Raw genomic sequence first — 14903 nt, 5'->3', positions numbered from 1 at the left:
TGCGTTTAGGTGAATTCGGTTCGTTCTGACCAGGGATTCTTGATGTCACCTGCTTGCTGCTGTTTTTATCCTGGGTTGCCACGGATGTCTCCTTGCCCTTTGCGGGCGTTGTGAGTGATCGTCAGAACTCGATGGGGCGCAGTTCGTCTATCCGTTGCCTGAATAAGCGTTGGATATGGAAACAGTCTCCCTGGCCGTAAGTTATCCTTAATATTTGTAATGAAGCGCTGTAGGTGAGCGTGAAGCTGCTGTCGTTGAGACCCGCTCGCTCAGGACATGAACGCGCGGATGCGCCGCTCCATCTTCCCTATCTGCATAAGGCGGGTGGAACGGCGCCTGGAGTAGGGCCTGCGGGTTTAGGCGGTCGTCTGGCCGATTTCGTGATTGGCGAGTATTTCGAGTGCACGCACCATGGCGGAGTGATCCCATGCTTTGCCGCCGTGCGCGACACAGGCGTTGAAGAGCGCCTGGCAGGTGGCCGTATTCGGCAAGGAAACGCCGAGCGCCTGGGCCGTCGAAAGCGCGAGATTCAGATCCTTCTGGTGAAGCTCGATCCGGAAGCCCGGATCGAACGTGCGCTTCGTCATCCGTTCACCGTGCACTTCGAGAATGCGCGAGGACGCGAAGCCGCCCATCAATGCTTCGCGCACGCGCGCCGGATCGACGCCGGCTTTGGACGCCAGCAGCAATGCTTCGCCGACGGCCTCGATCGTCGCGGCGACGATCACCTGATTGGCGACCTTGCACACCTGGCCCGCGCCGACCGCGCCGATCAGCGTGACGTTCTTGCCCATCATGTCGAAGAGCGGTTTGACCTGCTCGAAGGTCGCTGTTTCGCCACCCACCATGATGGTCAGCGAGCCGCCCTTGGCACCGACCTCGCCACCTGAAACCGGCGCATCCAGATAGTCCGCGCCATGCTCACGTACGCGGGCTGCGAAGTCGCGGGTGGCCATCGGCGAGATCGAGCTCATGTCGACCACCGTTTGTCCTGGGCGTAAGGCGTCCGCGAGACCGTGTTCGCCAAACAGCACGCGTTCGACGTCCGGTGTGTCCGGCACCATGACGAAGATCACGTCAGCATGCGCGGCCACGGCGGCGGGGCTGTCACACGCAACAGCGCCGGCCTGGATGAGATCGTCAGGCACGCCGCTGCGCGTAAACGCAGCCAGGGCCACGCCGTTCTTGAGAAGGTTGGCGGCCATGGGCTTGCCCATGATGCCGAGTCCGATAAAACCTGCTTTTTGCATGGAATGCTCCGTAGATGTCATGGCGGCCGTCTCTACTTCCGGTCTGCCTGTTTCTGCATGAAGTGTTTTTGAACCGTCTGTGCAGCGGCTTTCAGCAGCCCCATATCCGCACAGACCGCGATGACGCGGCAGCCCATCGCGAGATAGCGTTCCGCATCGGCTTGCACCGGCGCGAGGATGCCGCTCGGCTTGCCTGCGGCCTGCGCGCGCTCGAAGACGCGTGCTATGGCCTGCTGCACGTCGGGATGACTCGGATTGCCGATGTGGCCATAAGCAGCCGCGAGATCGGACGGTCCGACGAAAACGGCGTCGACGCCGTCCACGGCGAGAATCTCGTCAATGTTGTCGACGGCCTTGCGGCTTTCGATCTGGACGATGACGCAGACGTTGTCGTTGGCGATGTCGAAGTAATCGGCGACCGTCGCATAGCGATTGCCCCGTTGGCTCACCGAGACGCCGCGGATACCCTGCGGTGGGTAACGCGTCGCGGCGACGGCGCGGGCCGCGTCTTCGCCGCTGTCGACGAATGGCACCAGAAAATTCGAGAAGCCGCTATCGAGGAGCCGCTTGATGAACACGCTGTCGTTGGCCGGCGGTCGCACCACCGGCGCGCTCGGACTGTCCTTGAGCGCCATCAACTGGGGGATCAGCGTCAGCACGTCGTTCGGGGCGTGTTCGGCATCCAGCAGCATCCAGTCGAAGCCGACAATGCCGAGCAGTTCCGTGACAATCGGGCTGGCGAGCGAAGCCCAGCAGCCGATCAGGGTTTCGCCACCGCAGACGGCGCGGCGAAAGCTATTGGGTAAGGGCTGGTAAGGCGTGGCGGCTGTCATGGGATGTCTCCTCGAACTGAGATTAACCGGGCATGCTCTGACGGGGTAGGGCTGAACTGAATGTTATAAGTCGTCGTACCTCTGAGTGAAGATTAGCATCGACACGTTTGATTGTAACGGCCACGTAAACCCGAATTCCTCACGTGACAGGGGTTTCGGGTTGCACATCGGCATTCATATGTTGTAGGATGACCTATATCTGAAGCATCCATCCAAGGAAAGCGAAATGTCTATTACCGGCGAAATGCTGATTGGTCGCAAAGCAGTGCGCGGCGAGGAAAAACCCTTGCGTGCGTTCAATCCCGCCACGGGATCCGAGATCGCCGAGCCGGTGTTCGGCAGCGGCTCGGTCGCGAATGTCGAACTCGCCTGCGAACTCGCGCAGAAAGCGTTCGACCCGTACCGGCATCTGCCGCTCACCGTGCGCGCCGAGTTTCTCGAGCGTATCGCGGACGGCATCACGGCGCTCGGCGACGCGCTGATCCAGCGCGCTCACGAAGAGTCAGGCCTGCCGAAAGCGCGTCTCGAAGGCGAGCGCGGCCGTACGACTGGCCAGCTCAAACTGTTCGCGCAAGTCGTGCGTGCCGGCCAATGGCTCGCCGCCACGCTCGATTCGCCGTTGCCCGAGCGCAAGCCTTTGCCGCGCTCCGACCTGCGGATGCAAAAGATTCCGCTGGGCCCGGTCGCGGTGTTCGGCGCCAGCAACTTCCCGCTCGCGTTTTCGGTGGCGGGCGGCGATACCGCTGCGGCGCTCGCGGCAGGCTGCCCGGTGGTGGTGAAGGCGCATCGCGCTCACCTGGGCACCTCCGAGATGGTCGGCCGTGTGATTCAGCAAGTCGCGCAGGAGATGGACCTGCCTGAAGGCGTGTTCTCGATGATCGTCGGCGCCGGCAATTCCGTCGGTGAAGCGCTGGTTGCGCATCCGGCGATCAAGGCGGTGGGCTTCACGGGTTCGCGCGCAGGCGGTACGTCGCTGATGCGCGTCGCGGCTGCACGGGCCGAACCGATTCCGGTCTACGCGGAGATGAGCAGCATCAACCCGGTGTTCCTCCTGTCGAATGCGCTGTCGCAACGCGGCGAGACCATCGCGCGTGGCTTTGTCGACTCGCTGGTGCTCGGCGCGGGGCAGTTCTGTACCAACCCTGGGCTCGCGATCGCCGTCGACAGCGACGCACTCAAAGGCTTCGTTGCAACGGCGTCCGAGGCGCTGAGCGGCAAGCCTGCTCAGACCATGCTGACCGCCGGCATTCACGCGGCCTATGAAGAGGGCGAGGACAAGCTGGAGGCGACCCGGGGCGTCGAGGCGGTGGCGCGCGGCGTTGAGGCTACGGGGCCGACGCAGGCTCGCGCGGCCTTGTTCGTGACCGATGCGCTGACCTTCCTGTCCACGCCGGCACTGGAGGACGAGGTTTTCGGGCCTGCGTCGACGATCGTGCGTTGCAAGGACGAGCAGGAAATGCTGGCCGTTGCCGAGCACTTTGCCGGTCAACTGACCGCCACGGTGCAGATGGACAGCGCTGATCTGCCGGCGGCGAAGAAGCTGGTGCCGATTCTCGAGCGCAAGGCCGGGCGGATTCTGGTCAACGGTTTCCCGACTGGAGTTGAAGTTTCACACGCGATGGTGCACGGCGGCCCGTTCCCGGCCACGTCCGATAGCCGGGCGACGTCAGTGGGGACGACGTCGATCGAGCGCTTCCTGCGGCCGGTGTGCTATCAGGATTTCCCGGCCGATCTGCTGCCGGAGTCGCTGGCCGACGGTAATCCACTGGACTTGTGGCGTCGCCGTGATGGCGAAATCACGCGCAGCTAAGCGATGCATGCGCGGCGCGCAAGAGGGCGCCGCGTGAGATAAAAAAATGGCCGGGATATCCCGGCCATTTTTCGTCCAGCGCGACGAATCAGCGCTCGCTAAGCGTCAGCGCAAAGAATCAGCTGTTTGCTTCAGCGGCTTCGTTAGCGCGCCGCAGCCGCTCGCGGCTATTGGACAGGTGCATGCGCATCGCCGCGCGCGCCCCTTCGGCGTCGTGTCGCGTGATCGCCTCGAGAATGCTTTCGTGCTCCAGATTGACGAGCGACAGATACGCGTCGGGCTCTGCATGCGCGATCCCCGCCGAGTCGAGCCGGTTGCGCGGAATCAGCGCGCTGCCCATTTGCGTCAGGATGTCGACGAAATACCGGTTGCCGGTGGCGCGCGCCACGGAGATATGGAACTGCAGGTCGGCGTTGACGCTATCCAGCCCGTTGTGGCGGGTGGCCTCGATCGCGTCGAGCGCCGCGCGCATGCGCGCGAGGTCGTCCGGCTTGGCCCGTTGAGCCGCCAGGCCGGCGCATTCCGTTTCGAGACTGATGCGCAGTTCGAGGATCGCCAGGACGTCGCGCAACGTGGTGGCGGGCACCATGTCGATGCCCAGCTTTTCGCGCTGCGGTTCCAGCACGAAGCTGCCGATACCGTGGCGCGTCTCAATGATCTTGCCCGCCTGCAAGCGTGAAATCGCTTCACGGATGACGGTGCGGCTCACGCTCAACGTGACCATCAATTGCGATTCGGTCGGCAGTTTGTCGCCGGGCTTCAAGGCGTTAGACGCGATTTGCTCGGTGACGTAGCTGACGACAAACTCGGCAAGATTACGCGCGCGTCGTGGCAGTACCGCGGATGCCAGTGGTGTAGCCATCGAAAACGCCCCTTAAATCAGATAGTTGCAGATACTTCCTGTAATCCATTATACCGTCGTCTGACGACTGATTATATAAACGCCGGATCATTTTCGGTATCGATGTCTGACCTGGTGTCGATGCCCGGTTTCGGGCGCCTGGCGGACGAGGCGCGTTGTTTGGCAGGCGCCCGCGGAAGTACGATAACCGCCTGGTTGCTAGCCTTGGCGCAGTTCGACCCGTTTGATGTCTTTCACGATCACGAGGTAGCTGAATACCGTCAGCAAGGCATTCAGGCCGACGAAAACCAGCGCGCCGTTGAACGACCCGGTCTTCGCGACGAGGTAGCCGATCACGATGGGCGTCACGATACCGGCGACATTGCCGAACATGTTGAAGATCGCGCCCGACAAGCCGAGTGCCTCCTTCGGCGACGTATCCGCGACGACGGCCCAGCCGAGCGCGCCGATGCCTTTGCCGAAGAACGCGAGCGACATGAGCGCGACGACGATCCAGTCGGTCGACACGTAATTGCAGCCGATGATGCACACCGACAGCAGCATGCCGCCGACAATCGGCACCTTGCGCGCGATCGTGAGCGAATGTCCGCGCCGGATCAGCCCGTCGGACAGGATGCCACCGAGCACGCCACCGGAGAATCCGCAAATCGCGGGCAGGGATGCCACCAGACCCGCCTGCAGGATCGTCATGCCGCGCGCCTGCACGAGGTAGACTGGAAACCAGGTCAGGAAGAAGTAGGTCAGCACGTTGATGCAGTACTGCGCGAGATACACGCCGAGCAGCATGCGGTTGGTCAGCAGTTGACGCACCAGCGACCAGCCGCCGGCGCCGGCGATGTCCTCAGCCCGGGCTGCTTTCGTGTGCCCGTTCACTACGCCGCCGCCCTGTTCGATGTAGTCGAGTTCGGCGCGCGAGACGCGTGGGTGGTCGGCGGGGTTCTTCATCACCTTCAGCCAGGTGAGGGCGAGTAACAGTCCGGTCGCGCCCATGACGAGATAGACCGTGTGCCAGCCGAACGCATGGGTCAGCCATGCCATCAGCGGCGTGAAGATCACCGCCGCGAAGTATTGCGCTGAATTGAAAATGGCGGACGCGGTGCCGCGTTCGTTCGTGGGGAACCAGCTGGCCACGACTTTGGCGTTGGCCGGAAACGCCGGCGATTCAGCCGCGCCCATCGCGAAGCGCAGCACGAACAACGCGGTCACTGCGGCGGCTGCGCTGCCCAGCAGACCGATCGAGCTTTGCAGCAGCGTGAATAGCGACCACAGGAAAATGCTCGCCGCGTAGACGCGCCGCGCGCCGAAACGGTCGAGCAGCCACCCGGCCGGCAATTGCGACAGAACGTAGGCCCAACTGAACGCGGAGAAGATGTAGCCCATCTTGATCGCGTCGAGGCCGAACTCGGCGCGCATCGCGGATCCGGTCACCGAGAGCGTGGCGCGGTCCGCGTAATTGAACGTCGTGATGAGAAAGATCAGCAGCAGAATCGCGTAGCGGACTTTGGTGCGCTTTGCGGCGTGGGCGGGGCTCGCCGTACGGCTCATTTCCATGCTTGTCTCCTGAATCTTTTGCAAGGGAGTGGGCTCCCGGGTGTCGTGCCGCAATTGGCCGGCCGCCGCGGTCCCGGCTGGTCGGACCCGCGCTTTTTCGTGGGAAGCGCCGTGCGTCAAGGCAGAGAAAAGCGCAGTAAAAACCGCAGTGAAAAAACGCCCGGCGACGTTGCCGTCCCGGGCGCCCTCTGCGGTGCCGTGCGCGCGACCCAGGTTCGCACGGCTTGGCGCCGAACTGCGTTACTGCGCGCCGAGCTTCTTGATCAGCACGTCGAGCTGCGCCATTTCTTCTTCGGTCAGATTGGTCAGCGGTGCGCGCACCGGACCTGCGCTATGGCCGACCAGCTTCGCGCCGGCCTTCACGATGCTGACCGCGTAGCCCTGGCGGCGGTTGCGGATCGCCAGATACGGCAGGAAGAATTCGTCGATCAGCTTGCCGACGGTAGCGTGGTCGTCCGCGGCAATCGCGCGGTAGAAATCCATCGCGGTCTTCGGGATGAAGTTGAACACGGCCGACGAGTACACCGGCACACCCAGCGCCTTGTAAGCCGCGGCGTAGACTTCAGCAGTAGGCAGGCCGCCGAGGTACGAGAAGCGGTCGCCGAGGCGGCGGCGGATCGACACCATGTTCTCGATCTCGCCGACGCCGTCCTTGAAGCCGATCAGGTTGGGGCAGCGCTCGGCCAGCCCTTCGAGCATGTCGGCGTCAAGCTTGGAGTTCGCGCGGTTGTAAATGATCACGCCCATGTTCGGTACGGACTTGCAGACTTCTTCCGCGTGGGCCGCGATGCCTTCCTGGCAAGCTTCGGTCAGGTAGTGCGGCATCAACAGAATGCCGTTCGCGCCGTGACGTTCGGCTTCCTGTGCATACGCGATCGCCACGCGGGTCGGGCCGCCGGCGCCGGCGAGAATCGGTACCTTGCCCTTGCAGACTTCCGTTGCCGTGCGCACGACGTTGGAGTAGTCGTTATGCGTGAGCGAGAAGAATTCGCCCGTGCCGCCGGCGACGAACAGTGCTGACGCGCCATAAGGCGCGAGCCATTCGAGGCGCTCGGCATAGGTATCGGCGCGGAAATCGCCTTGTTCGTCAAAGTCGGTAATGGGGAAGGACAGAAGGCCTTCGGAAACGATCTGCTTCAGTTCCTGCGGTGTCGTCATGATGAGTCTCTTGGGCGTCGAATGGGGTCGGTATTGAGAAATGGAGATTTATTATACGTCATCGTACAACAACAAATCGTCTAACTCAACGGTGTTTTCACGGCATAATGCACGCCATAGGGTAAATACGGAACATCCAGGTCATCTTCTGTGTTGTAGGATGACGTATGAATGGCCGGTGCAGCAGGCGTGAAATCGCCATAAGGATCGATGCAATGGAACAAACCCCGCTCTACATTCGCGTTCACCCCAATGACAATGTCGCGATCGTCGTCAACGACGGCGGTCTGGGTGAGGGCGCCGTATTTCCCGATGGTCTTGCGCTGCGCGAGCGTGTTCCGCAGGGGCACAAAGTTGCGCTGGCCGATCTCGCGGAAGGCGATGAGGTCATCCGCTATAACGTGGTGATCGGTTACGCGCTCAAGGCCTTGCCGAAGGGCAGCTGGATCAACGAGCATGTGATCCGTATGCCGAGTCCGCCCGGACTGGACGATCTGCCGATCGCGACCATCAAGGCGCCGGAAATGCCGCCGCTGGAAGGCTTCACGTTCGAGGGCTATCGCAATGCCGACGGCTCGGTGGGCTCGCGCAACATCCTGGCCATCACGACCACGGTGCAATGCGTGGCCGATGTGGTTCAGCACGCGGTCACGCGCATCAAGGCCGAACTGCTGCCGCACTACCCGAACGTCGACGATGTCGTGAGCCTCGGGCACACCTATGGTTGCGGCGTCGCGATCGACGCGCCGGACGCGATGGTGCCGATCCGCACAGTACGCAACATCAGTCTGAATCCGAATTTCGGCGGCGAAGTGATGATGGTCAGCCTCGGTTGCGAGAAGCTGCAGCCCGAACGCCTGATGCCGCCGGGCACGATCCCGATTGCCGCGGCTGCGAATGTCGCCGAAGTGGCTGACATCGGCGACGTCGAGGCCGATCTGAACGGCGACGTGGTGGTGCTTCAGGACGAAGCGCACGTCGGCTTCCAGTCGATGATCGAATCGATCATGAGAATGGCCGACGGCCATCTGAAGCGGCTGAACAATCGCCGTCGCGAGACCTGCCCGGCCTCCGATCTGGTGGTCGGCGTGCAATGCGGCGGCAGCGACGCGTTTTCCGGGCTGACTGCGAATCCCGCCGTGGGCTTTGCGACCGACTTGCTGGTGCGCGCCGGTGCGACGGTGATGTTCTCCGAAGTCACTGAAGTGCGCGACGGTGTCGATCAACTGACGGCGCGCGCGGCCAACGCGGAGGTGGCGGCTGCGATCATCCGCGAGATGCAGTGGTACGACGATTATCTGAAGCGCGGCGGCGCGGACCGCAGTGCTAACACCACGCCGGGAAACAAGAAGGGCGGCTTGTCGAACATCGTTGAAAAGGCGATGGGTTCGATCATCAAGTCGGGCAACTCGGCCATCTCCGGCGTGTTGTCGCCTGGTGAAAAGGTCAAGCAGAAAGGCCTGATTTACGCCGCCACGCCGGCCAGCGATTTCATCTGCGGAACGCTGCAAGTCGCAGCGGGCATCAACCTGCATGTGTTCACCACGGGCCGCGGCACGCCGTACAGCCTCGCGGAAGTGCCGGTCATCAAGGTCGCGACGCGCTCCGATCTCGCGCGACGCTGGCATGACCTGATGGATATCAACGCCGGTACCATTGCAACCGGCGCCGCAACGATTGAAGACGTGGGTTGGGAGCTGTTCCGCCTCATGCTCGACGTCGCAAGCGGACGTAAAGAGACCTGCGCGGAGAAACTCAAACTCCACAATGCGTTGACGCTGTTCAATCCGGCGCCGGTGACCTGATAGACCTGATCGTTCTGATAGTAATCACGACAAAGACTGAGACATGACTGACTCGAACCTTGACCGCCCGGCGGCGCAGAAACCTTTCCGCCGTCTTCTGCTCACCGGCGCTGCCGGTAACCTCGGCAAGCAGTTGCGCGGTGCGCTCGCCGCATGGGCCGATGTCGTGCGCGTCACCGATATCGCGCCGCTCGGCGACGTGGCGGCGCCCGAAGAAGCTTCGATCGTGGACCTCGCGGATGAAGCCGCCGTTCACGCGCTGCTCGAAGGCGTGGATGCGGTCGTTCATCTTGGCGGCATTTCCGTCGAGGCGCCATTCGAAGATCTGCTCGAAGCGAACATTCGTGGCCTGTACAACCTCTATTCGGCCGCGCAAAAGCAGGGTGTGAAGCGCATCGTGTATGCGAGCTCGAATCATGCCGTGGGCTTCCATCCGACGACGTCGGTGGTCGATATCGACGCGCCGCTGCGTCCGGACAGCCTGTATGGCGTGACGAAGTGCTTCGGCGAATCGCTGTCGCGCTATTACTTCGATCGCTTCGGTCTCGAGACGGTGTGCCTGCGGATCGGCTCGTCGTTCGAGCAGCCGAAGAATCCGCGCATGCTCGTCACCTATCTGAGTTTTCGCGACTTCATCGAGCTGGTGCGCTGCTCGCTGTTCACCAACCGGGTCGGACACGCGATCGTTTATGGCGTCTCGGATAACCGGACCAAGTGGGTCGACAACACCAGGGCGGCGTTCCTCGGCTTTCGTCCGCAGGATAGTTCGATCGAATTCGAGCATCTCTTTCCGGTCGCTGCGCCCACCACCGATCTCGGTGATCCGACGCAGCATTTCCAGGGTGGCCCGTTCGTGCTGGCCGGCCCGATGGAGCCGAAGCGGTGAGCGCCATGGCGAACGACGCGCGCGTGGAGCGTGTTGAGGCGGCGGGGCAGGTGCCCGCGTCGGTCGGCGAGAGCCCGGTGTGGCGTGCTGCGGAACAGGCGCTCTACTGGGTAGATATTCCGGCGCAAAAGATCGTGCGGCTACGGCTCGATTCGGGAGAACGCGCCGAGTGGCAATTGCCCGAGAGGGTGGCGTGCATCGCCTTCGATCGTCACGGCACGGTGCTGGCGGGCTGTGAGACAGGGCTCTTCGCGGTCACGCTGACTGAGGGCGCGTCCCGCGGCGAACCGATGAAGGTGACGGGCAGGAAGCTCGCCGCTCCGGTCTTCGCGTTCGACGATATGCGCTTCAACGACGGCCGTTGCGATCGGCAAGGGCGCTTCTGGTCCGGCACGATGGTGCAGGACATGGCAGCGGCAAATCCCGCGGGCGCGCTATATCGGTTCGATGAGCGCGGCGTGTTGTCGGCGCCGGTCGTCGACGCCTTGATCACACAGAACGGTCTGGCGTGGTCGCCCGATGGGGCCACGATGTATCTGTCGGACTCGCATCCTCTGCGCCGGCAAATATGGGCATTCGATTACGACATCGAAGCGGGCGAGCCGAGTAACCGGCGCGTATTCGCCGATCTGCATCACTACGCAGGGCGTCCCGACGGCGCCGCGGTGGATGCGGATGGCTGTTACTGGATTTGCGCAAATGACGCAGGCCTGTTGCTGCGCTTCACCCCACAAGGCAAGCTCGATCGGCAGATTGCCACGCCGGCCGTGAAGCCTGCAATGTGCGCGTTCGGCGGCAATGATCTGGACACGCTGTTCGTGACGTCGATTCGTCCCGCGACTGGCGCGAGCGAACACGACGGCCATCTCTTTGCCGTTCGCCCCGGCGTGACGGGGTTGCCCGAGCCTGAGTACGCAGGCGAACTCTGAAAAAGCGATGTGCATGAGACGAGGCGCCGGGTATTAGCACGTCGGAGCCCAACAGTCGTCATCTTTTATTCATCACTTGTCGTACAACATAGTGGCGTAAATGCCACTTTCGAGTCATCTTTCCCTGTACGAGAAATATAAACGCATGAAGTATGGGGGCGGCTCGCGCCCTTATCTGTATTGGCTTTTCGCCTGATTTAAATTCGGAAACTCTTACGTTCAACTCGCTTTCCTGCGGGTAAATACCGGCTGTACAACTCAGATTACGTTTTATAAACTTCATATGTCGTCGTATAACATATGAGCCCAAACAAATTCATTTCAAGATGGCTTTGGGTCGCTGGACAAAGAGGACAGCGTTCTCTACGCGCGGGAGCAACCCGCGCAGGGATCATTCCGATGCAGTCGAAGTAAAGAAGTCGAGTTATCCGAGAGGAGTGCTGAGGATCTGTGCCGGGGATATCGCGCAGGCCAGCACGTTAAAACTCTCGCCACCCGAAAGGGCGGTGATCGTACGGCAGAGAAACGAGCGCGGCATTTTTTGAAGCCGGGAGACGCATTAAAACCATGTCGCAACATCCGCAGACGGCCCCCCCGTATTCGATTGGATGATCTATTTTTCAAGGAATGTCACGATGAACAAGAAGTTTGCCTCTTCCCGTGTTTCGATGATTGTCGCGGCCTCCGTGCTGGCATTCAGCACCGTGTCGGCGCACGCGCGCGTGTTCCGTGTGTCGGACGTGCATGGTGACACCTATCCGACCAATATGGCCGTGAAATACATGGGTGAAGAAATCAGCAAGGCAACCGGTGGCAAAGATTCCGTGAAGGTCTTCGGCAACAGTGCGCTGGGTTCCGAAAACGACACGATCGATCAGGTGCGCATCGGCGCACTGGACATGGCGCGCGCAAACGGTGCGGCGTTCAATGAGATCGTTCCTGAATCGATGATTCCGTCACTGCCGTTTCTGTTTCGCGACATCGACCATTTCCGCAAAGTGATGTACGGCCCGGAAGGCCAGAAGATTCTCGACGCCTTCACGGCGAAGGGCATGATCGCGCTGACGTTCTATGAGAGCGGCGCGCGCTCGATGTACGCGAAGAAGGCCATCCATTCGCCCGCCGACATGAAGGGCCTCAAGGTGCGCGTGCAGCCCTCCGATCTGATGGTCGATGAAATCAAGGCGATGGGCGGCACGCCGACGCCGATGCCGTTTGCCGAAGTCTATACGGGCCTGAGGACGGGACTCGTGGATGGCGCGGAAAACAACCTGCCGTCGTACGAAGAGACCAAGCACTTCGAAGTCGCGCAGGTCTATTCCGAAACCGAGCATTCGATGACGCCGGAAGTCCTGGTGTTCTCCAAGAAGGTGTGGGACACACTGACGCCACAAGAGCAGGAGATCATCAAGAAAGCGGCGGCTGACTCGGTGCCTTACTACGAGAAGCTGTGGACCGCGCGCGAAGCCGATGCGGCCAAAACGGTCACCAAGGGCGGTGCGACGATCATCACCGCCGCGCAGATCGACCGCCCTGCTTTCGTGAAGGCGATGCAACCGGTCTGGGCGAAGTACGAGAAGACGCCGCAAATGAAGCAGATCGTCGACGAAATCCAGGCAGTCAAGTAATCCGGAAGTAGGGCGACGGCGAAAGGCCTTGCAGGAAGCGCTGCCAGCCTTCCCCGTCGTGCGGTTTCCTGAGCCGGTGATGGCTGGCAGGATTCCTGAAGATTAAGAACAAATCCGTTGTATGCAAGGATGGGGTCAATGAGATTCATGAAACGCCCAAATGATTTTCTCTCCCGCGTACTGGTTGTCGTGGCGTCGACGAGTCTCGCCACGCTGTGCCTGTTGGTGATTTATAGCGTCGTGATGCGCTATGTCTTCAGCGACGCGCCGGATTTCGTCGAGCCCATTGCCCTGTTGCTGGTGATCGTGATCGCCATGTTCGGCGCCGCGCTCAAGGTTCGTGAGGGTGGCCATATCGGGCTGGATTCGCTCGTCAAGAAATTGCCGCCGAAAGGTCAAGTGGTCGCGCACGCGTTCCAGCATCTTTGCCTGATCGTGCTGGCCGTGGCGATTTTCTTCGGCTGCTGGCAGATGGCGGAGACGACCATGGACGACAAGATTCCGATTCTGGGCCTTCCGGAAGCGCTTCGTTACATCATTCCGATCGTTGCCAGCGCCTGCATCGCACTGTTCTCATTTGAGAACCTGCTGGGGCTTTTCGCACAGAAACAAAAATAGAAGAATCATGGAACTTGCCATCCTCTCAGTTAGTTTCCTCGTTTTCCTCGTATTCGGGGTTCCTGTTTCGTTTGCGTTGGGACTCTCGTGCGTCCTGACTTATCTGTATGAAGGCTTGCCGGCGGCCACCGCCATGCAGTCGATGATTTCGGGCATGAACGCGTTTTCGTTCCTCGCGGTCCCGTTCTTCATTTTTTCCGGTGAGTTGATGCTGCACGGCGGTATCGCCGACCGCATCCTGCGTTTCGCGCAGGCCACGGTGGGCCATTTCCGCGGTGGGCTCGGCATGGCGAACGTGGTCGCGTGCACGTTGTTCGGCGGCGTGTCCGGCTCGCCGACGGCAGACACGTCCGCGATGGGCGGCGTCGTCATTCCGCTCATGAAGCGCGAAGGCTATAGCGCGGCCTATGCAGTCAATGTGACGACCCATTCGTCGCTGGCGGGTGCGCTGATGCCCACCTCGACGAACATGATCATCTATGCGTTCGCGGCCCAAGGCATTACCGGGACCTTGAACGGTCAGCAGTTGAGCGGTGTGTCGATCGGCGATCTGTTGTTTTCAGGTCTGTTGCCGGTTCTGTGGGTAATGGGTTTCGTGCTCATCGCCGCGTACTGGCAAGCGGTCAAGTTCGGCTATCCGCGCCGCCCTGACGGCTCGACTGAATTGCAGCGCTTTCCCGGCTGGTTCGCGGTGGCCCGCACGTTCCTCGGTGCGCTGCCCGGCTTGATGGTGATCGCGATCATTCTGTTCTGCGTGGCGAGAGGGATTGCCACCGCGACGGAAGCGGCAGCCATTGCCGTGGCTTATTCACTGGTGTTGACCATCGTCGTTTATCGCTCGATGACGATGAAGAAGCTCTCTCATGCGCTGTCCAAGGCGGCTAAAACCACTGGCGTGGTGCTGCTGCTGATCGGCGTGTCGAACATGCTGCGCTACCAGATGGCCTATCTGGAGATTCCCGACGCAATCGAACACATGCTCGACGGTGCAACGAGTCACGCCTGGTTGATGCTGCTTTACATCAACATCCTTCAGATCTTCCTCGGCACGTTCGTCGACATGGCCGCGCACATCCTGATCACCACGCCGTTGTTCCTGCCGATGGCGATGCACGCCGGTGTTGGCCCGGTGCAGTTCGGGATCATGATTCTGCTGAACTGTGCATTGGGTCTCGTGCATCCGCCGATCGGCTCGGTGCAGTTCATCGGCTGCGCAATCGGCAATGTGTCGATAGGTGAAACCACTAAGGTGGCGTGGCCTTATTACCTGGCTATCTTCAGCGCGATCAACATTGTGACCTACGTCCCGATGTTTTCGACGTGGTTGCCTAGCCTGATCAATGGCCACCCGGTGTTTTGAACGCTTGATTAAGAGTCTGCACCGGTGAGGCACTGCCAGAAACAAAGAATAAGTTTTTTACAGAGGAGCAGAAATGAAAAAGGCAATAGCAACCTCGGCCCTTGGGTTGGTCGCCCTCGGCGCGCACGCTCAAACCAGCGTGACGTTGTACGGTATCGTCGATACGGGGATCGGCTACCAGAGCAGCCAGACGTCGCTCGGTTCGACGACTGG

The 14903-nt window shown here is 61.2% G+C and carries 13 protein-coding genes; 8 read left to right on the top strand and 5 right to left on the bottom strand.

Annotation, left to right across the window (positions count from 1 at the left end):
• Positions 1–356 precede the first annotated feature (356 nt).
• Both GNZ12_RS32365 and garL read right to left on the bottom strand, forming a co-directional pair.
• Complete coding sequence (locus GNZ12_RS32365; protein ID WP_172316107.1) at positions 357–1271, bottom strand: 2-hydroxy-3-oxopropionate reductase; 915 nt, start codon at positions 1269–1271, stop codon at positions 357–359.
• 11 nt (positions 1272–1282) lie between these two features.
• On the bottom strand, positions 1283–2083 hold the full coding sequence (gene garL, locus GNZ12_RS32360) for a 2-dehydro-3-deoxyglucarate aldolase (RefSeq protein WP_172316106.1): 801 nt from the start codon (positions 2081–2083) through the stop codon (positions 1283–1285).
• Positions 2084–2309: 226 nt separating this feature from the next.
• Between garL and GNZ12_RS32355 the strand changes: the two genes are divergently transcribed.
• Entirely contained in the window at positions 2310–3893 is a 1584-nt protein-coding gene (locus GNZ12_RS32355; protein WP_172316105.1) for an aldehyde dehydrogenase (NADP(+)), read from the top strand.
• 118 nt (positions 3894–4011) lie between these two features.
• Here the strand turns inward: GNZ12_RS32355 and GNZ12_RS32350 are convergent, their stop codons facing one another.
• The 3 genes from GNZ12_RS32350 to kdgD all read right to left on the bottom strand — a co-directional run bounded on the left by GNZ12_RS32350 (position 4012) and on the right by kdgD (position 7464).
• Positions 4012–4755 carry a FadR/GntR family transcriptional regulator gene (locus GNZ12_RS32350; protein ID WP_172316104.1) on the bottom strand — a complete coding sequence of 248 codons (744 nt, stop codon included), beginning with the start codon at positions 4753–4755 and terminating at the stop codon, positions 4012–4014.
• A gap of 198 nt (positions 4756–4953) precedes the next feature.
• The gene (locus GNZ12_RS32345) at positions 4954–6330 is read right to left on the bottom strand and encodes an MFS transporter (protein ID WP_328806094.1); all 1377 of its coding nucleotides are present in this window, start codon (positions 6328–6330) and stop codon (positions 4954–4956) included.
• Between the two features lie 216 nt (positions 6331–6546).
• Complete coding sequence (gene kdgD, locus GNZ12_RS32340) at positions 6547–7464, bottom strand: 5-dehydro-4-deoxyglucarate dehydratase (RefSeq protein WP_172316103.1); 918 nt, start codon at positions 7462–7464, stop codon at positions 6547–6549.
• Between the two features lie 215 nt (positions 7465–7679).
• Between kdgD and garD the strand changes: the two genes are divergently transcribed.
• From garD to GNZ12_RS32305, 7 genes are all read left to right on the top strand, one after another.
• Entirely contained in the window at positions 7680–9269 is a 1590-nt protein-coding gene (gene garD / locus GNZ12_RS32335; protein WP_172316102.1) for a galactarate dehydratase, read from the top strand.
• A gap of 43 nt (positions 9270–9312) precedes the next feature.
• Positions 9313–10155 (top strand): NAD-dependent epimerase/dehydratase family protein, encoded by an 843-nt coding sequence (locus tag GNZ12_RS32330; protein WP_172316101.1) that lies wholly within the window; start codon positions 9313–9315, stop codon positions 10153–10155.
• Positions 10156–10160: 5 nt separating this feature from the next.
• Positions 10161–11084: an SMP-30/gluconolactonase/LRE family protein gene (locus tag GNZ12_RS32325; RefSeq protein WP_172316100.1), complete on the top strand. Its 924-nt coding sequence runs from the start codon at positions 10161–10163 to the stop codon at positions 11082–11084.
• Positions 11085–11719: 635 nt separating this feature from the next.
• A complete protein-coding gene (locus tag GNZ12_RS32320) occupies positions 11720–12712 on the top strand; it encodes a TRAP transporter substrate-binding protein (RefSeq protein WP_172316099.1) in 993 nt (330 codons plus the stop codon).
• A gap of 138 nt (positions 12713–12850) precedes the next feature.
• On the top strand, positions 12851–13330 hold the full coding sequence (locus GNZ12_RS32315) for a TRAP transporter small permease (protein WP_172316098.1): 480 nt from the start codon (positions 12851–12853) through the stop codon (positions 13328–13330).
• Positions 13331–13337: 7 nt separating this feature from the next.
• The gene (locus GNZ12_RS32310; RefSeq protein WP_172316097.1) at positions 13338–14690 is read left to right on the top strand and encodes a TRAP transporter large permease; all 1353 of its coding nucleotides are present in this window, start codon (positions 13338–13340) and stop codon (positions 14688–14690) included.
• Between the two features lie 73 nt (positions 14691–14763).
• Positions 14764–14903, top strand: a 140-nt coding sequence (locus GNZ12_RS32305; RefSeq protein WP_172316096.1) for a porin, incomplete at its 3' end; no start/stop codon positions are given.

The sequence above is a fragment of the Paraburkholderia solitsugae genome, assembly GCF_013177695.1.
GTDB classification, from domain to species: Bacteria; Pseudomonadota; Gammaproteobacteria; order Burkholderiales; family Burkholderiaceae; genus Paraburkholderia; species Paraburkholderia solitsugae.
The sequence above is the reverse complement of the archived record's forward strand: the minus strand, read 5'-3'. Positions and strand labels throughout refer to the sequence as shown.

Bases quoted from the DNA above. Each gene is read 5' to 3' on its own strand.
- GNZ12_RS32365 (WP_172316107.1), bottom strand. From the start codon at position 1,271: ATGACATCTACGGAGCATTCCATGCAAAAAGCAGGTTTTATCGGACTC.
- garL (WP_172316106.1), bottom strand. From the start codon at position 2,083: ATGACAGCCGCCACGCCTTACCAGCCCTTACCCAATAGCTTTCGCCGC.
- GNZ12_RS32355 (WP_172316105.1), top strand. From the start codon at position 2,310: ATGTCTATTACCGGCGAAATGCTGATTGGTCGCAAAGCAGTGCGCGGC.
- GNZ12_RS32350 (WP_172316104.1), bottom strand. From the start codon at position 4,755: ATGGCTACACCACTGGCATCCGCGGTACTGCCACGACGCGCGCGTAAT.
- kdgD (WP_172316103.1), bottom strand. From the start codon at position 7,464: ATGACGACACCGCAGGAACTGAAGCAGATCGTTTCCGAAGGCCTTCTG.
- garD (WP_172316102.1), top strand. From the start codon at position 7,680: ATGGAACAAACCCCGCTCTACATTCGCGTTCACCCCAATGACAATGTC.
- GNZ12_RS32330 (WP_172316101.1), top strand. From the start codon at position 9,313: ATGACTGACTCGAACCTTGACCGCCCGGCGGCGCAGAAACCTTTCCGC.
- GNZ12_RS32325 (WP_172316100.1), top strand. From the start codon at position 10,161: ATGGCGAACGACGCGCGCGTGGAGCGTGTTGAGGCGGCGGGGCAGGTG.
- GNZ12_RS32320 (WP_172316099.1), top strand. From the start codon at position 11,720: ATGAACAAGAAGTTTGCCTCTTCCCGTGTTTCGATGATTGTCGCGGCC.
- GNZ12_RS32315 (WP_172316098.1), top strand. From the start codon at position 12,851: ATGAGATTCATGAAACGCCCAAATGATTTTCTCTCCCGCGTACTGGTT.
- GNZ12_RS32310 (WP_172316097.1), top strand. From the start codon at position 13,338: ATGGAACTTGCCATCCTCTCAGTTAGTTTCCTCGTTTTCCTCGTATTC.